Origin of the sequence: Curtobacterium sp. MCPF17_011 (assembly GCF_003234145.1) — a bacterium.
Lineage (GTDB): Bacteria > Actinomycetota > Actinomycetes > Actinomycetales > Microbacteriaceae > Curtobacterium.
Genome location: NZ_QKSK01000005.1, coordinates 198,367 through 221,213, shown reverse-complemented (window position 1 = coordinate 221,213; position 22,847 = coordinate 198,367). Strand labels below are relative to the sequence as shown.

The 22,847-nt window shown below is 71.6% G+C and carries 24 protein-coding genes; 19 read left to right on the top strand and 5 right to left on the bottom strand.

Going from position 1 to position 22,847, the window contains the following annotated elements; translation table 11 throughout:
- The first annotated feature begins 87 nt into the window (after positions 1 to 87).
- From DEJ25_RS08420 to DEJ25_RS08410, 3 genes are all read left to right on the top strand, one after another.
- Complete coding sequence (locus tag DEJ25_RS08420; RefSeq protein WP_003792170.1) at positions 88 to 186, top strand: 30S ribosomal protein bS22; 99 nt, start codon at positions 88 to 90, stop codon at positions 184 to 186.
- A gap of 151 nt (positions 187 to 337) precedes the next feature.
- Positions 338 to 592, top strand: coding sequence for a glutaredoxin family protein (locus DEJ25_RS08415; RefSeq protein ID WP_110902606.1), 255 nt, complete (start codon positions 338 to 340; stop codon positions 590 to 592).
- Positions 589 to 882: a Dabb family protein gene (locus DEJ25_RS08410; RefSeq protein ID WP_110902607.1), complete on the top strand. Its 294-nt coding sequence runs from the start codon at positions 589 to 591 to the stop codon at positions 880 to 882. Before DEJ25_RS08415 ends, DEJ25_RS08410 begins: the two co-directional genes overlap by 4 nt.
- Before the next feature lie 153 nt (positions 883 to 1,035).
- Here the strand turns inward: DEJ25_RS08410 and aspS are convergent, their stop codons facing one another.
- The gene (aspS, locus tag DEJ25_RS08405) at positions 1,036 to 2,376 is read right to left on the bottom strand and encodes an aspartate--tRNA(Asn) ligase (protein ID WP_110902608.1); all 1,341 of its coding nucleotides are present in this window, start codon (positions 2,374 to 2,376) and stop codon (positions 1,036 to 1,038) included.
- A 298-nt stretch (positions 2,377 to 2,674) separates the two neighbouring features.
- Positions 2,675 to 3,073, bottom strand: a complete 399-nt coding sequence (locus DEJ25_RS08400; RefSeq protein ID WP_111044397.1) for a MerR family transcriptional regulator — start codon at positions 3,071 to 3,073, stop codon at positions 2,675 to 2,677.
- 81 nt (positions 3,074 to 3,154) lie between these two features.
- On the opposite strand from DEJ25_RS08400, the gene DEJ25_RS08395 reads away from it, so the two are divergent.
- The 6 genes from DEJ25_RS08395 to ccsB all read left to right on the top strand — a co-directional run bounded on the left by DEJ25_RS08395 (position 3,155) and on the right by ccsB (position 9,492).
- Positions 3,155 to 4,639: a SulP family inorganic anion transporter gene (locus tag DEJ25_RS08395; protein WP_375334552.1), complete on the top strand. Its 1,485-nt coding sequence runs from the start codon at positions 3,155 to 3,157 to the stop codon at positions 4,637 to 4,639.
- 78 nt (positions 4,640 to 4,717) lie between these two features.
- Complete coding sequence (locus DEJ25_RS08390; protein WP_110902611.1) at positions 4,718 to 5,374, top strand: histidine phosphatase family protein; 657 nt, start codon at positions 4,718 to 4,720, stop codon at positions 5,372 to 5,374.
- Positions 5,371 to 6,012 carry a TlpA disulfide reductase family protein gene (locus DEJ25_RS08385; RefSeq protein WP_110902612.1) on the top strand — a complete coding sequence of 214 codons (642 nt, stop codon included), beginning with the start codon at positions 5,371 to 5,373 and terminating at the stop codon, positions 6,010 to 6,012. The genes DEJ25_RS08390 and DEJ25_RS08385 overlap by 4 nt, the downstream gene beginning before the upstream one ends.
- 3 nt (positions 6,013 to 6,015) lie before the next feature.
- Positions 6,016 to 6,762 carry a cytochrome c biogenesis CcdA family protein gene (locus tag DEJ25_RS08380; protein WP_110902613.1) on the top strand — a complete coding sequence of 249 codons (747 nt, stop codon included), beginning with the start codon at positions 6,016 to 6,018 and terminating at the stop codon, positions 6,760 to 6,762.
- Positions 6,746 to 8,485: a cytochrome c biogenesis protein ResB gene (locus DEJ25_RS08375; protein ID WP_111044396.1), complete on the top strand. Its 1,740-nt coding sequence runs from the start codon at positions 6,746 to 6,748 to the stop codon at positions 8,483 to 8,485. The genes DEJ25_RS08380 and DEJ25_RS08375 overlap by 17 nt, the downstream gene beginning before the upstream one ends.
- Complete coding sequence (ccsB, locus tag DEJ25_RS08370; protein WP_375334551.1) at positions 8,482 to 9,492, top strand: c-type cytochrome biogenesis protein CcsB; 1,011 nt, start codon at positions 8,482 to 8,484, stop codon at positions 9,490 to 9,492. Before DEJ25_RS08375 ends, ccsB begins: the two co-directional genes overlap by 4 nt.
- A gap of 91 nt (positions 9,493 to 9,583) precedes the next feature.
- On the opposite strand, the gene DEJ25_RS08365 is transcribed toward ccsB, so the two are convergent.
- Positions 9,584 to 10,606 carry an o-succinylbenzoate synthase gene (locus DEJ25_RS08365; RefSeq protein WP_258366255.1) on the bottom strand — a complete coding sequence of 341 codons (1,023 nt, stop codon included), beginning with the start codon at positions 10,604 to 10,606 and terminating at the stop codon, positions 9,584 to 9,586.
- 148 nt (positions 10,607 to 10,754) lie between these two features.
- Here DEJ25_RS08365 and DEJ25_RS08360 point away from each other — a divergent pair, with 148 nt between their 5' ends.
- The 4 genes from DEJ25_RS08360 to DEJ25_RS08345 all read left to right on the top strand — a co-directional run bounded on the left by DEJ25_RS08360 (position 10,755) and on the right by DEJ25_RS08345 (position 14,324).
- Positions 10,755 to 11,132: a hypothetical protein gene (locus DEJ25_RS08360; protein ID WP_110902616.1), complete on the top strand. Its 378-nt coding sequence runs from the start codon at positions 10,755 to 10,757 to the stop codon at positions 11,130 to 11,132.
- Positions 11,133 to 11,182: 50 nt separating this feature from the next.
- Positions 11,183 to 12,112 (top strand): 1,4-dihydroxy-2-naphthoyl-CoA synthase, encoded by a 930-nt coding sequence (locus DEJ25_RS08355; protein WP_110902617.1) that lies wholly within the window; start codon positions 11,183 to 11,185, stop codon positions 12,110 to 12,112.
- Positions 12,112 to 13,248: an AMP-binding protein gene (locus DEJ25_RS08350; RefSeq protein ID WP_111044394.1), complete on the top strand. Its 1,137-nt coding sequence runs from the start codon at positions 12,112 to 12,114 to the stop codon at positions 13,246 to 13,248. The genes DEJ25_RS08355 and DEJ25_RS08350 overlap by 1 nt, the downstream gene beginning before the upstream one ends.
- A gap of 71 nt (positions 13,249 to 13,319) precedes the next feature.
- Positions 13,320 to 14,324, top strand: a complete 1,005-nt coding sequence (locus DEJ25_RS08345; protein ID WP_111044393.1) for a 1,4-dihydroxy-2-naphthoate polyprenyltransferase — start codon at positions 13,320 to 13,322, stop codon at positions 14,322 to 14,324.
- Between the two features lie 62 nt (positions 14,325 to 14,386).
- Here the strand turns inward: DEJ25_RS08345 and DEJ25_RS08340 are convergent, their stop codons facing one another.
- Positions 14,387 to 14,683: a DUF4229 domain-containing protein gene (locus DEJ25_RS08340; RefSeq protein WP_111044392.1), complete on the bottom strand. Its 297-nt coding sequence runs from the start codon at positions 14,681 to 14,683 to the stop codon at positions 14,387 to 14,389.
- An 82-nt stretch (positions 14,684 to 14,765) separates the two neighbouring features.
- Here DEJ25_RS08340 and DEJ25_RS08335 point away from each other — a divergent pair, with 82 nt between their 5' ends.
- A complete protein-coding gene (locus DEJ25_RS08335) occupies positions 14,766 to 15,137 on the top strand; it encodes a PLDc N-terminal domain-containing protein (protein ID WP_110902621.1) in 372 nt (123 codons plus the stop codon).
- Positions 15,052 to 16,926 (top strand): 2-succinyl-5-enolpyruvyl-6-hydroxy-3-cyclohexene-1-carboxylic-acid synthase, encoded by a 1,875-nt coding sequence (gene menD / locus DEJ25_RS08330; RefSeq protein ID WP_110902622.1) that lies wholly within the window; start codon positions 15,052 to 15,054, stop codon positions 16,924 to 16,926. Before DEJ25_RS08335 ends, menD begins: the two co-directional genes overlap by 86 nt.
- Positions 16,927 to 16,960: 34 nt before the next feature.
- Here menD and DEJ25_RS08325 read toward each other — a convergent pair whose 3' ends face one another.
- Positions 16,961 to 18,220: an isochorismate synthase MenF gene (locus tag DEJ25_RS08325; RefSeq protein WP_111044391.1), complete on the bottom strand. Its 1,260-nt coding sequence runs from the start codon at positions 18,218 to 18,220 to the stop codon at positions 16,961 to 16,963.
- 91 nt (positions 18,221 to 18,311) lie between these two features.
- Between DEJ25_RS08325 and DEJ25_RS08320 the strand changes: the two genes are divergently transcribed.
- From DEJ25_RS08320 to DEJ25_RS08305, 4 genes are read left to right on the top strand one after another with little or no spacing between them, the layout of a single operon-like run.
- On the top strand, positions 18,312 to 19,100 hold the full coding sequence (locus DEJ25_RS08320; protein WP_111044390.1) for a demethylmenaquinone methyltransferase: 789 nt from the start codon (positions 18,312 to 18,314) through the stop codon (positions 19,098 to 19,100).
- Between the two features lie 48 nt (positions 19,101 to 19,148).
- A complete protein-coding gene (locus tag DEJ25_RS08315; protein WP_111044389.1) occupies positions 19,149 to 20,225 on the top strand; it encodes a polyprenyl synthetase family protein in 1,077 nt (358 codons plus the stop codon).
- Between the two features lie 25 nt (positions 20,226 to 20,250).
- Entirely contained in the window at positions 20,251 to 21,627 is a 1,377-nt protein-coding gene (locus tag DEJ25_RS08310) for an FAD-dependent oxidoreductase (RefSeq protein WP_110902626.1), read from the top strand.
- A gap of 19 nt (positions 21,628 to 21,646) precedes the next feature.
- Positions 21,647 to 22,825, top strand: coding sequence for a heparan-alpha-glucosaminide N-acetyltransferase domain-containing protein (locus DEJ25_RS08305; RefSeq protein ID WP_111044388.1), 1,179 nt, complete (start codon positions 21,647 to 21,649; stop codon positions 22,823 to 22,825).
- The last annotated feature ends 22 nt before the right edge of the window (positions 22,826 to 22,847 follow it).

Here is a 22,847-nt window from a genome sequence, read left to right as displayed (position 1 = left end):
GCCCTCCGGTAGACTCGGGCAGGTTGATTTTCCGCGGCTTCATCGGCCCGGTGTCCGTACATCACCATCAGTCCGAGCGAGGTCCACATGGGTTCTGTCATCAAGAAGCGTCGCAAGCGCATGGCGAAGAAGAAGCACCGCAAGCTCCTTCGCAAGACGCGTCACCAGCGTCGCAACAAGAAGTAAGTCGCAAGACTTGCCGCAGAAGCCCCGGTTCGCCGGGGCTTTCGCATTTCCCGGGCCCGGTCGTCGCCGGCCGGACCGGCCTCGATGCCTGCCGTTCCGCGGATGCCGGGCTGCTCGGCAGCCGGAGGTCCCGCCGGACTACCCTGGTGCCATGCCCGCTGTGACGCTCCTGACCAAGCCCGGATGCCACCTCTGTGACGACGCGCGACCCGTCGTGGAACAGGTCGTGTCCGCCCACCCCGGCACGACCCTCCAGGAGCGGTCGATCCTCGATGACGACGCACTCCGGGAGGAGTACGCGGAGGACATCCCCGTCGTGCTCGTCGACGGCCGCGTGCACAGCAACTGGCACGTCGACGCCGAGCGACTCGCCCGGGCGATCGAACTCGCGGGGGCCCACGCATGATCCGTCACGTCGTCTCCTGGACCCTGCGTGAGGACCTGGACCGTGCGGTGGCCGTCGCACGAGTCCGTGAGCTGCTGACCGGTCTGGTCGGCGTCATCGGGTCGATCCGGTCGCTCGAGGTCGTCGAGAACGTCGCCTACCCGGGGAAGAACCAGGACCTGGCGGTCGTCGCGACGTTCGACGACCTCGCCGGGCTCGACGAGTACCAGTTCCACCCCGAGCACCAGGCCGCCGCTGCCGAGATCCGGGCGATGGTGACGAGTCGCGCGGCCATCGACTGGCAGGACTGACTCCGGCCCTGACGGTTCGGCGCCGACGCCCCCGCGCCGACGCCCCCGCGCGGTGCGCCGTGGCACCGCACAACGGAAACCGGCTCGAACCACGGATGTCCGTGGTTCGAGCCGGTTCCTGTTGTGCAAAGGCGGTTCGCGCCGCCGGAGTGCCTAGGGCGTGAGACGGGTCGGGCCGCGGAACAGGTAGGTGACCTCGCGGATGGACGGCTCGCCGAGCATGAGCATCAGCACACGGGCCAGACCCATGCCGAAGCCACCGTGCGGCGGGACGCCGTAGCGGAAGAAGTCGAGGTACCAGCCGAGCTCGGCGGGGTCCAGGCCCTTCTCCTCCGCCTGGGCGGTGAGGACGTCGACCCGGTGCTCACGCTGGGCGCCCGTCGAGATCTCGGCGCCGTTGAACAGCAGGTCGTAGCTGTTCGTGAGCGTCGGGTCGTCGGCGTGACGCATGTGGTAGTACGGGCGGATCGAGGCGTCGTAGTCGGTGACGAAGACGAACTCCGAGCCGTGGTGCTCCTTCGCCCAGGCCGACACGCGACGCTCGCCCTCGGGGTCCAGGTCGCCGTCGGCGCGGACGACCTCGTAGCCGCTGTCGGCGACGATCTCCCGGGCCTCGGCCAGGGTGACGCGGGGGAACGGCGTGGACGGGACCTGCAGCTCGAAGCCGAAGACCTCTTGGATGGCGTCGCCGTACTTCTCCTTGACGGCGGTGATGCCGGCCACCAGGACCTCTTCGTGCATCGCCATGACGTCCTCGTGGGACTCGATCCACGAGAACTCGGCGTCGACGCTGGTGAACTCGGTCGCGTGCCGGGAGGTGAAGGACGGGTCCGCGCGGAAGGCGTCCGCGATCTCGAACACGGCACCGAAGCCGGCGGGCTGCGCCATCTGCTTGAAGTTCTGCGGCGACTGCGCCAGGTACGCGGTGGTCTCGAAGTACTCGAGCTGGAAGAGCTCGGCGCGGGACTCCGACGCCGACGCCATCAGCTTCGGCGTGTGGATCTCGATGTAGTCGCGCTCGACCCAGTACGTGCGGAACGCGTGCTCCAGCGTGGTCTGGATGCGGAAGATCAGGTTCTGCTTGCGGTTGCGCAGGTCGAGGAAGCGCCAGTCGAGGCGCTTGTCGAGCGAGGAGTCGTCGGCGATCGGCGTCTCCGGGATCGCGGCGCTCACCACGGTCAGGGTGCCGACCTTGACCTCGAGCCCGCCGAGCTTGACGCGCTCGTCGTGCTTGAGGGTGCCCGTCACGTGGATGAACGACCCGTGCGCCAGGCCCGAGACGGACTCGGTCGTGGCGAGGGCCGCGGCGGAGGTGTCGTCCCCCTCGACGGCTTCACGGGTGGCGGGGTTGACCAGCTGGACGGCGCCGCTCTCGTCGCGGAGGACGACGAACTGCACCTTCTTCTGATCGCGGACGGTCTCGACCCATCCGGCCACGGAGACGGGGCCGTCGGGGAGGCTTGCGAGGTCGGCGATGCGGGTGCGTTCGATCACGGTCGTCGAGTCTACCGGCCGGGCGCGCCCGTGCGGTGACGGGGAGTGCTGCGGTTCGTCGGTGCCCTCTCCTGCACAGCGGGACGGGTCGCAGCACTCATCCACAAGGACGGACGGGAGGCCCGTCCCGGCTCCGCCAGGCTCCTACCGTCGTCGTCGTGGCCAGGTCGCGGAACGACACGGGGAGGGACCCATGACGGAGGGTCCCGGGTGCTGCGGCCTGGCCACCTCGCACCGGCAGCAGTAGCCGACGGGACGGATCAGACCGAGGAGCGCAGGTCAGACCGAGGAGCGCAGTTCAGACCGAGGAGCGCAGTCGTCCGAGGGTGCCGATGAACTCCTCGGCCATCGCGGCCCGCTCCAGCAACCTGGCGTGCCGGGCTCGGGCGTCGGCCAGGAACTCGTCGAGCCGTGCTGCCAGTGCCGGTGCCTCGGTGGGGTCCGCCGTGGCCAGTCCGTCGACCACCCTGAGCAGTCCGGCCATCTCGTCGAGCGTGAACCCGAGGGGCTTCATGCGGCGGATGACGAGCAGGCGCTCGAGGTCCCCGGCGGTGTACACCCGGAACCCGCCGGACGTCCGACCGCTCGGCACCAGGAGCCCGACCTCGTCGTAGTGCCGGATCGACCGGAGCGACATCCCGGTGCGCTCGGCGAGTTCGCCGATGTGCATGGTGGCGGGGACGTCCGTGGCGGTCATGTCGGACATCGTGGCAGAGCGGATCGAGAGCGTGGTCGTCGCGCCAACCCTCACGTGGCGGTAGAGTCGCCGCCGATGTCGATGACCAGCACCGTCCCCGGCGCGACGAGCGTCCTGTCCGCCCTGCGTTCGCCGCGCCTCCTGACCCGCGAGGTCCTGGCCGGGATCGTCACCGCGCTCGCCCTCATCCCCGAGGCGATCTCGTTCTCGGTCGTCGCGGGTGTCGATCCGGCCGTCGGGCTCTTCTCGAGCGTGGTCTTCGCGATCGTCATCTCGATCGTGGGTGGGCGTCCGGCGATGATCTCCGCCGCCGCGGGGTCCGTCGCGCTCGTCATCGCCCCGCTCGTGCGCGACCACGGCGTCGCCTACCTGGTCCCGACGATCGTGCTCGGCGGCGTCTTCCAGCTCGTGCTCGGGTTCCTCGGGGTCGCCCGGCTGATGCGCTTCATCCCGCGGAGCGTGAACGTCGCCTTCGTGAACGCGCTCGCGATCCTGATCTTCACCGCGCAGCTGCCCAACCTGTTCGGTGACGACGTCCCGTTCGTCGTCTGGCCGCTGACCGCGCTCGGGATCGGGCTCATCATCGGTGTCCCGTTCCTCACCAGGGCTGTCCCGGCACCGCTCATCGCCGTGGTCGTGATCACCGGCATCACGATCCTGTTCGGTGTCGCGGTCCCGACCGTCGGTGACGAGGGCGCGCTGCCGACCGCGCTGCCCGGGTTCAACGGTGTGACGGTGCCGTTCACGCTCGACACCCTGCGGCTCATCGCGCCGTACGCGTTCGGTGTCGCGATCGTCGGGCTCATCGAGACCCTGCTCACCGCCCAGCTGGTCGACGCCGTCACCGAGACCCGGTCGAGCGCCTGGCGGGAGTCGTGGGGCCAGGGCATCGCGAACATCGCCTCGGCCTTCTTCGGCGGCACCGGCGGGTGCGCGATGATCGGCCAGACCGTCGTCAACGTGAAGACCGCCGGTGCCCGGACGCGCGTGTCGACCTTCACCGCGGGGGCCGCGATCCTGGTGCTCACGATCGTGCTGCACGACGTGGTCGCCGAGATCCCGATGGCCGCGCTGACCGCCGTCATGCTCATGGTCTGCGTCGCGACCTTCGACTGGCACAGCATCCGGCCCCGCACGCTCCGCCGGATGCCCCTGGGGGAGACCGCCGTGATGGTCATCACCGTGCTGGTGGTCCTGGCGACGAACAACCTGGCGACCGGGGTCCTGGCCGGTGTCGTCGTCGCCGCGCTCGTCTTCGCCCGCCGGGTCGCGCACGTGGTCGAGGTCGTCCGCGAGCCCGTCGACGAGAACACGGTCCGCTACCGGGTCCGCGGTGCCCTGTTCTTCGCGTCGTCGAACGACCTGGTCACCCGGTTCTCGTACGCCGAGGACCCCGAACACGTGGTCATCGACATGACCGACGCGCACGTCTTCGACGCCAGCACCGTGGCCGCCCTCGACGGGGTCGAGCAGCGGTTCGCCAAGCACGGTTCGAGCGTCGAGGTCGTCAACCTGGACACCGCGTCGATCGCCCTGCACGGACGGCTCTCCGGCCACCTCGGGTGACGGCCCGCTGAACGGTTGCGCAGCCGTGGATCTGCTGTGCGGCGGGTGGGTGAGCCGGACCGACCTACACTGGAACCCATGCCCGCGAACACGATCCACCTCGTGCGCCACGGCGAGGTCCACAACCCCGACCGTGTGCTCTACGGGCGGCTCCCGGGCTTCGGTCTGAGCGAGCTCGGCACCCGGATGGCCGGGGCGTCCGCCGCCGCCTGGAAGGACGCCGGGGTCGACGTCCGCGCGATCGTCGCCTCGCCGCTGCAGCGCACGCAGGAGTCCGCCGCTCCATGGGCAGCCGCGTACGGCCTGGACGTCCGTCTCGACGAACGCCTGATCGAGCCGACGAACCGGTACGAGGGTCAGCCCCCCGGGTTCACCAAGCGCTCCGTCCGCCGCCCGGCGGAGTGGCCGTGGATCGCGAACCCCTGGCGACCGAGCTGGGGGGAGGCGTACGAGTCGATCGCGAACCGCATGCTCGCCGCCGTCGCCACCGCGTGGGAGAGCGTCGACAGCGGGGACGTCGTCCTCGTCAGCCACCAACTGCCGATCTGGATGGTGCACCGACGCCTGGCGGGGGAACCGCTCTGGCACGACCCGCGCAAGCGCCGCTGCGACCTGTCCAGCATCACGAGCCTCCAGCGGGTACCCGACACCGCCGCCGGTCGTTTCACCGAGGTCGGGTACGCGGACCCGGCGGCCGACCTCCGCGGGTCAGCCGTCGACGAAGGAGCAGTGTGACCCGCACAACCCGATCGAGCCGTGTCCGCACCGCACGTCTCCGGACCACCGGGGCCGCCGCGATCGCCCTCGCCGCCGCACTCGTGCTGGTCGGGTGCACCTCGGCCGACGGTTCACTCGCCCAGCAGTACGGCAAGGGCAGCACCCAGAACTACATCTCCGGCACCGGAGCGGTCACCGAGGTCGCGGTCGACAAGCGGACCGACCCGATCGACTTCACCGCGAAGTCGATGGACGGTGACGAACTCTCGGCGAAGGCCATGCGCGGCGACGTCGTGGTCATCAACTTCTGGTACGCCGGCTGCCCGCCCTGCCGCGCCGAAGCCGGGCACCTCAACACGGTCCAGGACGAGTTCGCCGACGACGACGTCCACTTCATCGGCGTCAACGTCCGCGACGAGGCCGGCACCGCGAAGGCGTTCGAGCGGAAGTTCGGCGTCCACTACCCGACCGTGCTCGACGCCCGCACCGGCACCATGCAGCTCGCGCTCTCCGGTGAGATCGCCCCGAACGCCGTGCCGACCACGATCGTCCTCGACAAGCAGGGACGGGTCGCGGCCCGCGTGCTCGGAGCCGTCGACGGGCCGAGCATCCTGAAGACCCTGGTGGACGACGAGCTCACCGGCAAGGCGTCCTGACCCGTGTCCAGCGGGAACCCCTTCGCCGACGCCATCTTCAGCGGGCAGCTCCTCATCGGCCTGCCGGTGGCGGCGCTCGCCGGGCTGGTGTCCTTCCTGTCGCCGTGCGTCCTGCCGCTCGTGCCGGGCTACCTCGGCTACGTCAGCGGCATCGCGGACGGCACCCGCCACTCCCGGGGACGGGTGCTGCTCGGCGTGCTCCTCTTCGTGCTCGGGTTCACGGTCGTCTTCGTCCTCGGGTCCGCGGCCGCCGGCGCCGTCGGCTTCTGGCTGGTGCGCTGGCGTGACCTCATCGTCCAGCTCATGGGCATCGTCGTGATCGCGATGGGCCTGGTGTTCATCGGCCGGTTCACGTTCCTGCAGCGCACCGTCAAGACGAACTTCACCCCCCGCACCGGCCTGCTCGGCGCACCGCTGCTCGGCATCGTCTTCGCACTCGGGTGGACGCCCTGCATCGGCCCGACCCTGGCGGCCATCAACCTCATCAGCTTCCAGTCCGGCAGCGCCTGGCAGGGCGTCGTGCTCGGCATCGCGTACTGCATCGGACTCGGCGTCCCGTTCCTGCTCGTCGCCCTCGGCGCCGGCTGGGCCTCGGGCGCGATCGGTGTCGTCAAGCGGCACATGCGCACCGTCAACATCATCGGAGGAGCGATCCTGATCGTCATCGGTCTGCTCATGGTCACCGGCATCTGGTCGGCCGTCATGTCGAGCGTCGGGGCGGTGATCCAGAGCTATGTCCCCGCGGTCTGACCTCGGCGAAGACGGCCGGACGGACGCCGGCACCACCGGTGCCGACAGGTCGTCCGACCCGCAGCGCCCGTCCGACCACGTCGACGGCACGCCCGTCGTGGCCGGCGACGCCGACGGCATCACGCAGCCGAAGCTCGGTCTGGTCGGTTCCCTCCGGTTCGCCTGGCGGCAGCTGACGAGCATGCGGACGGCGCTCTTCCTGCTCATGCTCCTCGCCCTCGCGGCGATCCCGGGTTCCCTCGTGCCGCAGACCCAGGCGGACCCCAACGGCGTCGTGCAGTACAAGAACAGCCACCCGCAGCTGTCCCCGGTGCTCGAGAAACTGCAGGTCTTCGACACCTACACCTCGGTGTGGTTCTCGGCGATCTACCTGCTCCTCTTCATCTCGCTCATCGGCTGCATCGTGCCGCGCACCCGGCACCACTGGCAGGCGCTCCGCACCCGGCCGCCGAGGACCCCGGCGCGACTCGGCCGCCTGGCCGGCTACCGGTCCGTGACGATCAGTCCCGAGACCGTCGGCGGCGCTGCGGGCGCGACCACGGGCCTCCCGTCCGTCGACCACGCGGTCACGACGGCCATGACGCAGCTGCGGAAGTCGGGTTACCGCGTCGAGCGGTTCGGTGACTCGGTCAGCGCCGAACGCGGGTACCTCCGCGAGACCGGCAACCTGGTGTTCCACGCGGCGCTCGTCGGCGTGCTGCTCGCGGTCGGCCTGGGCGGCGGGTTCAGCTACACCGGGCAGCGGCTCCTGGTCGAGGGACAGACGTTCACCAACGTCCTCGGCTCGTACGACTCGTTCAACCCCGGACGGTGGTTCTCGCAGTCGGACCTCAAGGGCTACAACCTGACCCTCGACCGGTTCACGACGAAGTACGAGGAGACGAACCTCGACGCCCTCGGCCAGGCGACCGACTACTCGGCGACCGTCACGGCGCGCACGAAGGACGGCACCGCGAAGACGAGCCGCCTCGGCGTGAACGAGCCGCTGGCGATCGGCGGGACGAACGTCTACCTGCTCGGCAACGGGTACGCGATGCAGGTCACCGTCCGCGACGGCAAGGGCAACGTGGCGTTCCAGGACGTCGTGCCGTTCCTGCCCGAGGACGGGAACTACACCTCCACCGGTGTCATCAAGGTGCCGGACGCGTCGCCGGACCAGCTCGGCATGATCGGGTTCTTCTACCCGACCGCCGTGCAGCAGACCAGCGGCACCAACGCCGGCGCCTTCACCTCGAACTACCCGGACGTCAAGAACCCGATGCTGTCGTTGCAGGTGTACACCGGCGACCTCGGCCTCGACGACGGCGTGCCGCAGAGCGTCTACCAGCTCTCGACGAAGGGCCTGCAGCAGATCGCGGGCCGGCAGTCCGACACGGCGAGCATCGCGATGAAGCCCGGGCAGACGAAGCAACTGCCGGACGGCGCCGGTTCGATCACGTTCGACGGGGTCAAGCGGTACGTGTCCCTCGACGTACACCACGACCCGTCGCAGCTCTGGGTCGCGTTCTTCGCGATCCTGTCGGTCCTCGGCCTGCTCACCTCGCTGTTCGTCCCGCGCCGTCGCGTGTGGGTCAAGGCGGTGCGCCGGACCGGGGCCGAGGACGGCGGGTTCGACCTCGAGTACGCCGGGCTCGCCCGCGGCGAGGACCCCAACCTCGAACGCGCGGTCGCGGACATCGCCCAGAAGCACATGTCGGACCTCGGCGTTAGGATCAGCAAGTGAACACGACGACCCTTGCGACCTACTCGGTCGTGCTGACGTACTCCGCGATGGCGGTCTACGTCATCGCGTTCATCTCCTTTGCGCTCGACATGGCGAAGCGTGCCGGCGACGTCGGGCTCGAGACCACGCGCGGCGGTTCGTCCTCGGACCGCGACGACGCGACGGCCACCACGGTCGCGACCGTCCAGGGCGGCACCGTCGTCCTCGAACGTGTCCAGCAGAGGCGTGACGACGTCGGCGGGGGCCGTGGCCAGCGTGGCTCGAAGTTCGAGCGTGTCGGCATGGCCATGACGATCCTGGCCCTCGTCGTGCACATCGGCGCGATCGTGCTCCGTGGCATCGCGGCCGACCGTGTGCCGTGGGGCAACATGTTCGAGTTCTCGCTGACGGGCACGGGCCTGATCATCGCCGTGTTCCTGCTCGTGCAGTTCTGGCAGGACCTCAAGTTCCTCGGGGTGTTCATCACCGGTCTGGTGATCATCCTGCTCGGCATCGCGACCGTGAACTACTACGTTCCGGTGCGCCCGCTGGTGCCCGCGCTCGAGTCCTACTGGCTCGTCATCCACGTCTTCGTCGCCATCGCCGGCACCGGGTTCTTCGCCCTCGGCGCGGGCCTCGCGGTGTCCCAGCTGGTCCAGACGTACCGCCAGGGCCGTCCGGTCTCGCGCGGTCTCCGCTTCATGGAGACGCTGCCCGACGCCGACCGGCTCGAGGTGCTCAGCTACCGGGTGATCCTCGTCGGCTTCGTGCTCTGGACCTTCACGCTCATCGCCGGTGCCATCTGGGCCGAGCGGGCCTGGGGTCGCTACTGGGGGTGGGACACGAAGGAGGTCTGGACGTTCATCATCTGGGTCCTCTACGCCGGCTACATCCACGCCCGGGCGACCCGCGGCTGGCGTGGCGCCCGGTCGTCGTGGCTCGCGCTCATCGGCTTCGCCGCTGTGATGTTCAACTTCTCGGTGGTCAACGTCTTCTTCAAGGGGCTGCACAGCTACTCCGGTCTGTGACCGGACGGCCCGGCTCGGCAGACGGGCCGCAGACGGACGGGAGGCTCGACACCAGCTGGTGTCGGGCCTCCCGTCCGTCTGTGCCGCGGACCTACGGCCGACCCACGAGCAGCGCGTGCACCCGCCGGAGCCGCGCCAGCCACCACCCGGTCCGCTCGGGGGAGGCCGCCCACCGGTCGAGGAGGTCGGGGTCCGGCTCGATCCGGTGCACGGCGATGCGGCCCCCGACCGGCAGCAGCGGCTCGGCGGTGAGGTCTCCGGTGAACATCGCCGCGGTGCCCAGTCCGGCCGCGTAGCCGGGTGCCATCGCCCGCGACGCCAGGAACGCCCCCATGCCCAGGCCGATCGACGTGTCGATCGCGCTGGAGACCACGCAGGGCAGTCCGGCCTCGGCCATCACGGCCTGGGCCGCGGTGATCCCGCCGAGGGGCTGCGCCTTGACGATCAGTACGTCCGCGGCGCCGGCACGGGCGACGGCGAGCGGGTCGGACGCCTTCCGGACGCTCTCGTCCGCGGCGATCCGGACTCCGAGACCGGCGACCCGGGTGCGCAGCGCGGCGAGGTCCGCGACGGTGGCGACGGGCTGCTCGGCGTACTGCAGTCGGAACGGTGCCAGCTGCTCGAGGGCGGTGGTCGCCTGGTCGAGCGACCACAGGCCGTTCGCGTCGACCCGGACGTCGGCGTCATCGCCCATCACGCGGCGGACCGCGGCGACCCGGGCGACGTCGTCCTCGATGGTCGTGCCGGGTTCGGCGACCTTCACCTTCGCGGTGGTGCAGCCGGGGTAGCGACGGAGCAGGTCCGCGACGTCCGCTGCGGCGATCGCGGGCACCGTGGCGTTGACGGGGACGCTGTCGGCGCCGGGTTCGTGCCGGGTCCAGCCGAAGTCGACCGCGGCGCGGAGCCAGGCGGCCGACTCGGTGTCGTCGTACTCGACGAAGGGGGAGAACTCGGTCCAGCCCGCGGGTCCGCGGAACACGAGCGCCTCGCGGACGGTGATGCCGCGGAACCGGACCCGCATCGGCAGGGCGACGACCCGGGCTGTGGCGAGCAGGTCGCGGAGCTCGGGCACGTCGGCGGGGACGGACGGGTGCGGCGGGGTCACATCGGGCACCCGGCCATCTTCGCAGGAGCGTCCAGGGCGCCTCACGGTTCCTCCGAGGGGACCGCCAGGGCAGCGCACTAGCATCGCTGCGGTCGACCACCGGTCGGCGGTGCCGGCGCCGATCAGGATCGCCGGTCGGGACGGACGAGGAGGCTCGGTGGCGACGGACGAGTTCGCGCGGCTGATGCGTCAGGGCACCGTCGACGTCACCCGGCAGCCCGCAGCTCGGGGTCGGAAGAACCCGATCACCGGCAAGATCGCCCTCGGCCTCGCGGTGGTCGGCGCCGCGGTGGACGCGAGCGCCTTCGCGGTGTTCGTGGGCGGTGACACGACCTTCGCGTTCGGCATCTGCTTCGTCGTGGTGTTCCTCACCCTGGTCGCCGCGGTCCTGGGCTTCATCGCCGCGGTCGGCTCGTTCGGCCGCTGGTACGGCGTCATCGGCGTGGTCCTGGCGTTCTTCGCCAACCCGGTGATCCTCATCGTCCTGCTCGTCATCGTCGCTCCCGAGATGCTCTCCGGGATGGGCGGCGACTAGACAGCCCGCACGCGACGGCCCGGGCAGGAGCCCAGCGGTAGGTTCGGAGCATGCCCTCTGCCGTCTCCGACCTGTTCGACCCCGACGTCTGGACCACCGCTCCGATCGCCGAGCGGTTCACCGACATCACGTACCACAAGCACGTCTCCGGCGGCATGGTGCGCGTCGCCTTCGACCGCCCCGAGGTGCGCAACGCCTTCCGTCCGCGGACCGTCGACGAGCTGTACCGCGCCCTCGACGACGCCCGCCAGGACCCGCGCGTCGGGGTCGTGCTGCTGACCGGCAACGGCCCCAGCCCGAAGGACGGCGGTTGGGCGTTCTGCTCCGGCGGCGACCAGCGGATCCGGGGCCGGAGCGGCTACCAGTACGTCGGCGACGAGGGTGCTCCGCCCGAGGGCGTCGATCCCGCTGCCGCGCAGGCCTCGATGGGACGGCTGCACATCCTCGAGGTCCAGCGGCTGATCCGGATGATGCCGAAGGTCGTCATCGCGGTCGTGCCCGGCTGGGCCGCGGGCGGTGGTCACTCCCTCCACGCGATCTGCGACCTGACGATCGCCAGCGCCGAGCACGGCAGGTTCAAGCAGACGGACGCCGACGTCGGGTCGTTCGACGGCGGCTACGGCAGCGCCTACTACGCGAAGCAGATCGGCCAGAAGCTCGCGCGCGAGGTCTTCTTCCTCGCCGAGGAGTACTCCGCCCAGCGCGCCTACGAGATGGGTGCCGTCAACCGGGTGGTGCCGCACGAGGACCTGGAGCGCGAGGCCATCCGCTGGGGCGAGACGATCCTCGGCAAGTCCCCGACGGCGATCCGGATGCTCAAGTACGCCTTCAACGCCGTCGACGACGGCATGGTCGGTCAGCAGGTGTTCGCCGGTGAGGCCACGCGCCTCGCCTACGGCACCGACGAGGCCGTCGAGGGCCGCGACTCGTTCCTCGAGAAGCGCTCGCCCGACTGGACCGCGTTCCCCTGGCACTACTGATGGCCCGTCCGCTCGTCGCGCTGGGTGCGTCCGACCCGACGGCGGTGCTGCGCGGACTGGAGGCGGCACTCGCCGGCGGCCCCGCACTGCTCCCGGTCGCCGAGGGGGCTCCGGCGCTGCCGACACCGCCACCGGCCGCCGTCCCGCAGCGGGTCGCCCTGGTCGTCGAGACGAGCGGCTCCACCGGGACCGGCAAGCGCGTCGCCCTCTCCTCGGACGCGCTGCTCGCGGGCGCTGCTGCCGCGGACGCCGCCCTCGGCGGCCCGGGCGTCTGGGTCCTCGCGCTGCCGACGCACTACATCGCCGGGCTCAACGTCCTGACGCGGTCGATCGCCGCGGGGACGACTCCCGTCGTGCTGCCGTCCGGGCACTTCGACGCGGGGGTGTTCGCCGACGCGGCCGACCGGCTCGTCGTCGGACCCGCGGCACCTCGGCGGTACACGTCGCTGGTGCCGGTGCAGCTCGCCCGGGTCCTCGACGACCCGCGGGCGACGGCGGCGCTCAGCCGGTTCGACGCGGTCCTGGTGGGCGGTCAGGCGACGCCGACGGCCCTGCGGGAGCGTGCCCGTGCCGCCGGCATCCGCGTGGTGACGACCTACGGCGCGAGCGAGACCAGCGGCGGCTGCGTGTACGACGGCGCGCCGCTGGGCACGGTCCACGCCGAGCTCGTCGACGGGGAACTGCAGCTGACCGGGCCGATGCTCGCCGAGGGGTACCTCGACGACCCGGCGCGGACGGCAGCGACCTTCACCGAACGCGACGGGCACCGCTGGTACCGCACCGGTGACGCCGCGACGATCGTCGACGGTCGGATACGGGTCACCGGTCGTCTCGACGACGTCGTCATCTCCGGGGGTGAGAAGGTGCCGCTCGGCGCGGTCGAGCGCATCGTGCGGGAGCTCCCCGGACAGCACGGTGCCGTCGTCACCCGGCGGACGTCGGGGGAGTGGGGCGAGGTGCCGGTCGTCGTGACCGAGCAGCCCGTCGACCTCCAGCTCGTCCGCTCCCGCGTCGGGGACGCCCTCGGACGGGCGGCCCGACCGGGCGAGGTGATCGTCGTGGACCGGATGCCGATGCTGGCGTCCGGCAAACCCGACCGGCGCGCGGTGCGGACGCTGGCCGACCCGCAGGGGTGAAACGGGACTCCCGGCCCTGACACCCACCCGGCGGCCGGCCCGCGCGGGCGGCACGTCACACGCCGGTACGATTGGCGGTCGTGGCACGAGCGAAGAACACGACACGTCCGAAGGGCCGGTCCGGCAACCCGGCGAAGGCCGCTGCCCCGCAGCGCACTGCCCGGCGGGCGACGGCGCGCGACTGGATCGGCGGGGCGCGTCTGCGGACCCTGACCCTCGGCGTCGTGCCCGTGGTGCTCGGCACCGCAGTGGCCTACGTCGACAGCAAGGCGACCGGTGACTTCGGCGCCTTCCTCGGTACGGACGCACACCTGGCGATCGCCCTGCTCGCGCTCGCCGTCGCGCTGTTCCTGCAGATCGGCGTGAACTACAGCAACGACTACTCCGACGGGGTGCGCGGCACGGACGAGTTCCGCGTCGGCCCCGCCCGGCTGACCGGAGCGGGCCTGGCGAAGCCCCACACCGTGCTCGCCGTCGCGCTGGCGTTCTTCGGGCTCGCCGCGGTCGCCGGCATCGTCATCGTGGCGCTCACCCAGCTCTGGTGGCTCCTGCTCGTGGGCGCGGCCGCGATCGTCGCCGCCTGGTTCTACACCGGCGGCAAGAAGCCCTACGGGTACAACGCCCTGGGCGAGGTCTTCGTCTTCGTGTTCTTCGGACTCGTCGCGGTCCTCGGCACCCAGTACGTGTTGATCGGGCAGGCGACCCTCAGCGGCTGGGCAGCGGCCGTGGCTGCCGGCCTGTTCGCGTGCGCGGTGCTCATGGTGAACAACATCCGCGACATCGACGAGGACACCGCGGCCGGCAAGCGCACGCTCGCCGTCGTGGTCGGCGGGCCGGTGGCGCGGGTGCTCTTCGCGCTCTTCCTGCTGCTGCCCTACGTCGTGCTGGTCTGGTTCGTGCTGCTGTACTTCCGGTCCGGCTTCACGTACTTCTCGCTGCTGCTCGCGTTGCCGGCGCTGGTGATCGGGGTGACGTCGCGGAAGCCGCGCGAACTCATCACGGCCCTGCAGCTGTCGTCGTTCTCGGCGCTGGTGTACGGCGTGGTCCTCGGCATCACGCTCGCCGTCCAGCCGTAGCTGCGCGCGAGCGCTGTCGGCCGGCCACCGTCGGACGGGAACCGTCGGCCGGGCGCTGTCGGTCAGGCCTCGTCGGGGTGCTTCCGGAGCGTGACGTCGGTGTCGGTCGCGTCGGCGGTGTCGACGAAGTCGTCCTCGAAGTCACTGTCCGCATCGCGCTCGGGACGGGCACGGCGCTCGGCGATGGTGGTCGTCACGGCCCCGCGCAACCCCGGGAGCGCGATGTACGAGACGAGCAGGCCGATGAGCGCCCCCCCGATCGCCGCCCAGTACCAGGGCAGCCCGATCACGAGCAGCACGACGAGTGCCACGACGAAGATGCCGAGCCGAGCCAGGGTGTAGACGAGCCACGCTTTCACCCTGCAAGTGTACGGACGCCGGTCTCCACGGCGGCCGGACGAAGGCCAGGACGGTCACAGCCTCCCGACCTAGACTTCGAAGATGGTCAGGTTGTGGCTCGTCATCGTCGTCGCCGCCGTGGCGTTCACGGTGTTCGCCCTGATCGACTGCGCCACCATGCCGCGGACCCGCGTCCGGTCCCTGCGCAAGGGCATCTGGGTCCTGTTGGTCGTCGTGCTGCCCGTCCTCGGCGGCGTGCTGTGGTTCCTGCTCGGCCGGACCCCGGCCGTGGCTCAGCGAGGCAACGGCGGCGGTGGTGCCGGGTACCGTGGTCCCGAAGACGACCCCGACTTCCTCGGTGGCACGAAGCCTCCCGGGCGGAAGAGCGATGACAAGGACCAGGACGACGCGACCCTCCGATCCCTCGAAGAACAGTTCCACGACGGCGACGACGACGGCCGCCCCGATCGCTGACGGCGCGATCGCTGACGGCGCGGCCGCTGACGGCGCAGTCGCTGATGGGCGGCCGGGCTCCGGCAGTTCCGGCAGTCCCGCGACGGACTTCGCCCTCGCCTTCCTGCAGGAACTGGCCCGCGCCGGTGTGACCGACGTCGTGGTCAGTCCGGGGTCGCGGTCGCAGGCCCTGGCCCTCGCTGCGGCCGCCCTCGAACGCGCCGGTGGCATCACGGTGCACGTCCGCCTCGACGAGCGGACCGCCGGGTTCTTCGCACTCGGCCTGGCCGTCGAGTCCGGGCGGCCCGCCGCGGTCGTCACGACCTCGGGGACAGCGGTCGTGAACCTCCACCCCGCCGTGCTCGAGGCGCACCACTCGGGTGTGCCGATGATCGTCGTCTCCGCCGACCGCCCGGCCGAACTGCGCGGCATCGGCAGCAACCAGACCACGGTGCAGCCCGGGGTCTTCGGGCCGGCCGTGTCGTTCGTCCGCGACGTCCAGGCACCGAGTGCGCACGGTGTCGACGACGACGTCCGCGCGACCGTCCGCGGTCTGGTGCGCGAGGCCGTCGCTGCCGCTGCGGGGCACTCCGGGCAAGCCGGTCCGGTGCAGCTCGACCTCGCCTTCCGCGAACCCCTCAGCGCCGGTCTCGACCGGGTCGACGGCGTGCCCGACGACCAGGTGGACCGCGCGTACGCGACCCGGCGGACGACCAGCCCGCTGCCGGTCGCGGAGCTCGCCCCCGACGACGACCCCGCGACGGTGGTGATCGCCGGACACGACGCCGGCGCAGACGCCGAGCGGATCGCGTGGGAACTCGGGGCGCCGCTCCTGGCCGAGGTGTCGAGCGGTGCCCGGTTCGGCCGGAACCTGGCGGCCGCCTACCGCGAGCTGCTCCGGGACGACGACTTCGGCGGCCGGGTGCGGCGTGCGGTCGTCCTCGGCCACCCGACCCTCAGTCGCGAGGTCCCGGCGCTCCTGCAGCGCGCCGACGTCGAGACGGTCGTGGTCCGCGGTGCCGGAGCCGACGTGTACGACCCGGCGCGCGCCTCCCGGCCGGATGCCGCCACGCAGGTCGTCTCGGACGTCCGCGTCACCGGGCGGACCGGGCCGGCGCACCGTGCGTGGGTCGGCCGCTGGGTCGCGGCGAGCCGCTCGCTGCTCGGCGAGGGCGACGCCGGACCGGACCTCGACGCGAAGCGGTCCGAGGACCGCGCCGAGCGGAACCGGTTCCTGAAGGACGAGGTCGCGCTCCGCCGTCGGCCCGTCGACCGCGCGATGCTCGCCGAGGCGGTGTGGGGTGCCACCTGGCCGCACGACCGTCTGGTGTTCGGCGCCTCGCAGATCATCCGGGTCGCGGACACGACCGTCGCGGGCAAGAAGATCCGCGTGCACGCCAACCGCGGGCTGGCGGGCATCGACGGCACGATCTCGACGGCCCTCGGCATCGCGACGGCGCTCGAGGCCGAGTCCGGCGCCGTCGGCACCACCCGGGTCGTGGTGGGGGACCTCACGTTCCTGCACGACCTCGGCGGACTCGTCACCGGGACCGAGGAGGCGCGCCCGCGGCTGCAGGTCGTCGTCGGCAACGACGGCGGTGGTGCGATCTTCCGCGGACTCGAGGTGGCGGCGACGACCGCACCCGAGGACATGCGGCGGATGATGACGACGCCGCAGCACGTCGACGTCGAACGCGTCGTGACGGGCCTCGGCTGGGAGTACCGCCGCGCCGAGACCTGGGGCGACCTGGAACGGGTCCTCACCGACCCCGCCGAGCGCGTGGTCATCGAGGTGCCGCTGGCCGACTGACCGGCGAGGGCTCCGGCCGGTGCCGGTGCCGCTGTCAGGCCAGGGCGTCGACGATCGGTCGGAACTTCAGCCGCGTCTCCGCGACCTCCCGAGCCGGCTCGGAGCCCGCGACGATCCCGGCCCCGGCCCACGCGCGGACGGTGCCGTCGTCCTCGATCTGTGCGCTGCGGAGTGCGAGCATCCACTCACCGTCCCCGGAGGCGCCGAGCCAGCCGACGGGACCGGCGTAGCGTCCGCGGTCCACACCCTCCAGCTCGGCGACGAGCCGCACCGCGACGTCGGTGGGGGTCCCGGCGACGGCCGCGGTCGGGTGCAGCACGTCGGCGACGTCGAGTGCGGTCACACCGGCGGGCAGGACGGCCTCGACGTCGCTGGCGAGGTGCCACACGTTCGGCAGCTGCAGGCGGAACGGCTCGGGGTCCACCCGGAGGTCGGCTGCGATCGGTCGCAGCGAGGCGACCAGGCTCGAGATCGCGAAGGCATGCTCCTCGAGGTCCTTCTTGCTCGCGGCGAGGGTCTCGGCGGCGACCCGGTCGCTCTCGGCGTCCACACCCCGTGCAGCGCTGCCGGCCAGGACCCGGGCGGTGAGGGTGCGCCCCTCGGTCCGGGCGAGCGTCTCGGGAGTGGCCCCGATGAGCCCGTCGACGGCGAAGGTCACGCAAGTCGGGTAGGCGGCGGCCAGGTCGAGCAGCACGGCACGGCGGTCGGCGCCGGGCGGCAGGCTGCCGACCAGGTCGCGGGCCAGGACCACCTTCTGCGCGCGCCCGGCCGTGATCGCGGTGACCGCGGCGGCGACCGAGGCGGCGTAGGCGTCCTCGTCGACCGCGCCGGGCCGGAGTGCGACGGAGACGTGCGGGCCGACGCGGGGGACCGGGACCGAGGTGCTCGTGAACGGCAGGGGAGCCGGGGCGTCGGTGGTGTCGACCGCGGTGATCCACGCCCGACCCCGCCGCCGGCCGACCACGACCCGCGGCACGATGAGGACACTCGTCGCGCTCGAGTCATCAGCGAACGCGAACGTCCCGAACGCCACCAGTCCGCTGCCGCGGAGCCGCACCGGGTCGTCGACCACCGCGGCGGCGACGATCTGCCGCCACCGGGCGGAGGCGTCGCGCATCCGGGTCGGGCCGGAGAACTCGAAGCGCATGGCCTCGCCGATCCCGACGATCCCGTCACCGCCCCGCACGAAGGCCAACGGCGCTCCGGCGAGGGTGTGGCGGAGCACGGCTCCCGGGTCGTCGAGGATGCGGGTCGAGACCGTGAGCGGCTGGACCGCTGTGGTGGGACGGGTCACGGACCGATGCTACGCGTCAGGGCGCGCCCGGGCTGTCCCGCTCCTGCACGCCTACCGGGAAGCGTCGGGCCGCGGCCTCTAGGATGACCGGGTGAGCAGAGCGGACATGCACAAGCGGCCGGACGAAGTGGCGGCCATGTTCGACGACGTCGCAGCGAAGTACGACCTGACCAACGACATCCTGTCGGCGGGCAACGCACCGCTGTGGCGCGTCGCGACGGTCAAGGCCGTCGACCCCCAGCCGGGCGAGCGTGTGCTCGACCTCGCCGCCGGCACCGGGACCAGTTCCGCGGCCCTGGCGAAGAAGGGCGCGGAGGTCACCGCCCTCGACCTGTCGTCCGGCATGATCGCGGTCGGCCGCGAACGCCACGCCGAGATCACCTTCGTCGAGGGCGACGCCGAGCACCTGCCCTTCTCGGACGAGTCGTTCGACGCGGTCACGATCTCGTTCGGGCTGCGCAACGTGAACGACCCGATGCAGGCCCTGACCGAGATGCTGCGGGTCCTCAAGCCCGGCGGCCGTCTCGTCATCTGCGAGTTCTCCACGCCGCCGTTCGCCGCACTGCGCTTCGGCTACAACACGTACCTCAAGCGCGTCCTGCCGGGCATCGCAAGGCTCTCGAGCAGCAACCCGGCCGCCTACCGCTACCTCGCCGAGTCGATCGAGGCCTGGCCGGACCAGCAGGTCCTCAGCCAGTGGCTCCGCGGTGTCGGCTTCACGATGGTCGCGCACCGCAACCTGACCGCCGGCATCGTCGCCCTGCACCGTGGCCGCAAGCCAGTCGAGGGCAGCGTGCGCGAGTCCGCCGCCCGCCGTGCGAAGGCACGTCGCGAGCACCAGCCCACGGGTGAGCAGCCCCGCGTGGAGCCCGAGGCCTAGGCCCGCGGCCCAGGTCCCCACCGCCACCCCGCGAGTACGGAGCAGCAGTTGAACCCGAGTGTCCCGGTCGCCCGACGCGCACCGAGTCTCCGAGCGTCCCTGGGCATCGGCGAGCGTCTGTTCGCCACCCCGGCCGACCGTCGTTTCATCGCCGCGGTCGACGACGGGCTCGAACACGTCGAGCAGGGGCTCGAGGACGCCATGCGCTCCGCCGACACCCTGGCCGACACCACCAGCCGGTACCTGCTCGCCGCGGGCGGCAAGCGCATCCGTCCGACCCTGACGCTGCTCATCGCGCAACTCGGCGACGGTGTGACCGACCACGTGGTGAAGGCCGCGGTCAGCGTCGAGATGACGCACCTGGCGTCGCTGTACCACGACGACGTGATGGACGAGGCACCGGTGCGCCGCGGTGTCCCGGCCGCCCACGTCACCTACGGCAACAACATCGCGATCCTCACGGGGGACCTGCTCTTCGCCCGCGCCTCGCTCATCACCGCGGACCTGGGGCCGGAGGGCATCCGGATGCAGGCGGAGACCTTCCAGCGCCTCTGCATGGGTCAGCTCCACGAGACGACCGGCCCGCAGCCGGAGGACGACCCGGTCGAGCACTACATCCAGGTGCTCAGCGACAAGACGGGGTCCCTCATCGCCACCGCCGCCCGCGCCGGCGTGATGTTCTCCGGTGCCGACCGATCCCTGCTCGAGGCCGTCGGCACCTTCGGCGAGAAGGTCGGCGTCGCCTTCCAGCTCGTCGACGACGTCATCGACCTGGCACCGGCGAAGGACAAGACCGGCAAGATCGCCGGGAACGACCTCCGTGCCGGCGTGGACACGTTGCCCCTGCTGCAGCTCCGTCGTCGTGCCGCCACCGACGAGGGTGCTGCGGCCCTCCTCGCCCGCATCGAGCGGGACGTCCGCGACGCACCCGACGACGCTGTCCACTCGGACGCGTACCAGAGCGCCGTCGCCGAGCTCCGCGCGCACGACGCGACCCTGGCGACCCGTTCCTTGGCCGCGAACTGGGCCGACGAAGCGGTCGCCGCCCTGGCGCCCCTGCCGGACGGCACCGTCAAACGAGCCCTCACCCGGTTCGCGGAGACGGTCGTCGACCGCAGCCGCTGACCCGAACGAAACTGGAGACCGATCAGTGCCCACCCTCCGACTCGCCATCGTCGGCGCCGGTCCGGCCGGCATCTACGCCGCGGACATCCTCTTGCGGGAGGCACGCGGCTTCGACGTCTCGATCGACCTGTTCGAGCAGCTCCCGGCCCCGTACGGTCTGGTGCGCTACGGCGTCGCGCCCGACCACCCCCGCATCAAGGGGATCATCAACGCCCTCCGCGACGTCCTGGACCGCGGTGACATCCGGATCTTCGGCAACGTCCGCTTCGGCGAGGACATCACGCTCGAGGACCTGAAGCGTCACTACAACGCGGTCGTGTTCTCGACCGGCGCGATCAAGGACGCCGACCTGGACATCCCCGGCATCGACCTCGACGGCTCCTACGGCGCCGCCGACTTCGTCAGCTGGTTCGACGGGCACCCCGACGTCCCCCGCACCTGGCCGCTCACGGCCGAGAGCGTCGCGGTCATCGGCAACGGCAACGTCGCGCTCGACGTGTCCCGCATCCTGGCGAAGCACGCCGACGACCTGCTGCCGACCGAGATCCCGGCGAACGTGTACGAGGGCCTCAAGGCCTCGCCGGTCACCGACGTCCACGTCTTCGGACGCCGTGGACCGGCGCAGGTGAAGTTCACGCCGCTGGAGCTGCGTGAACTCGGCGAACTGCGCGACGTCGACATGGTCGTGTACGACGAGGACTTCGACCACGACGAGGCCTCGAAGCTCGCGATCGCCACGAACAAGCAGGTCACCGTCATCGACCGCGTGCTGCAGCAGTGGCGCACGCGCGAGGTCGGCACCGCCAGCCGTCGCCTGCACCTGCACTTCTACGCCAAGCCGCTCGAACTGCTCGGTGACGACGACGGTGCGCTCCGCGCCATCCGGTACGAGCGCACCCGTCCGGACGGCCAGGGCGGCGTCGAGGGCACGGGCGAGATCCGCGAGATCCCGATCCAGGCCCTCTACCGCGCGGTCGGCTACGTCGGGTCACCCCTGCCCGGCGTGCCGTTCGACGAGCGCTACGGGATCATCCCGAACCACGAGGGTCAGGTTCTCGACACCGACGGCAACCGCATCCCGGGCGTCTACGCCACCGGGTGGATCAAGCGCGGACCCGTCGGCTTGATCGGGCACACCAAGTCCGACGCGATGGAGACCGTGCAGCACGTCGTCACCGACCAGGGCACCTGGTGGAGCCCGGAGGACCCCTCGGAAGAGGCGATCCCGGCACTGCTCCGCGAACGCGGCGTCGAATTCACCGACCTCGACGGGTGGCACGCCCTCGACCAGCACGAGATCGCACTCGGCGAGGCCGAGGGCCGTGCGCGCGTCAAGGTCGTGCCCCGCGACGAGATGATCGACGTCTCGCTGCGCCGCTCCCGCGCCGACTCGCAGGCCTGAACGCCTCGCAGGTCCGAGCATGACCACGCTGCGCCCGGTACCCCGACGCGGGGTGCCGGGCGATGCATCGTCCGGCCGGCTCGTCGGGGTCGACGTGGCCCGGTCCCTCGCCCTCTTCGGGATGATGGCCGCGCACGTCGGTGACGTCGCCGAGAACGTCGACTGGGCGGACCCGACGAGCTTCGGCGCCGTGGTGAACGGCCGGTCCGCCGCGCTCTTCGCGGTGCTCGCCGGGGTGTCGATCGGACTCGTCAGCGGCCGTGACCGACCGCCCGGGCCGCCCGACATCGGTCGGGTCCGGGCACGCCTGGCACTCCGCGCGGTCGTGGTGGTCGTCGTCGGGCTGCTGCTGATGGCACTGCAGACGCCGGTGTACGTGGTGCTGCCCACCTACGGCGCCCTGTTCCTGCTGGCCCTGCCCGTGCTTCGCTGGCGGCCGTGGGCACTGCTCCTGCTCGCCGTGGCCTGCGCGGTCGCAGCCGCACCGGTCGCGCTGGCGATCCTGCCGCTCTACGCCGAGGCGGGCATGTTCGGCGTCCAGCTCGGGCTGGTCTACCCCGTCGTCACCTTCGCCACGTACGTGCTGGTCGGGCTCGCCGTGGCGCGGTCCCGACCCGGGTCCGCACCGCCGACTCCCGGGCGACACGCCAGCGGCGCCTGGGCCGTGCTGGTGGGGGGAGACTCGATGCGGCAGGTCCTGCTCCTCGTGTCCGGCATCGTGGTCGCGGCCGCGGCGTACCTCATCGGGAACGCCACTGCACCGATCCCGTCCGACACGACGTACGCCTTCCCCGGCGTGCCCTTCGTGCCGTCCGGCTCCGACGCCGGTCAGACGTTCGCGCAGGTGTTCCTCTCACCACGTGACCATTCGTCGTCGATCGTGGACGTGGCCGGCACCGCTGCCGTCGCCGTCGCCGTGATCGCCCTGTGCCGGCTGCTCGTCGACGGGCACGGGCCGTTCGTCACCCGGATCGCGTTCCCCCTGGCGGCGGTGGGGTCGATGCCGCTGACCGTCTACGCGCTGCACCTCGTCGTCATCGCCCTGTGGCCCGACATGCCGCAGGGACCCTCGACCTGGTGGGGGTTCGTGGTCGGCGCGGTGCTGTTCGCGATGGTGTGGCGACGGTTCCTCGGACGTGGGCCGCTCGAACGCCTGACCGCGAGGATCGCCTCGGCGGTGCCCGCGCCCACCAGCTGACCGGTGGCGACGGGGCGGGCGT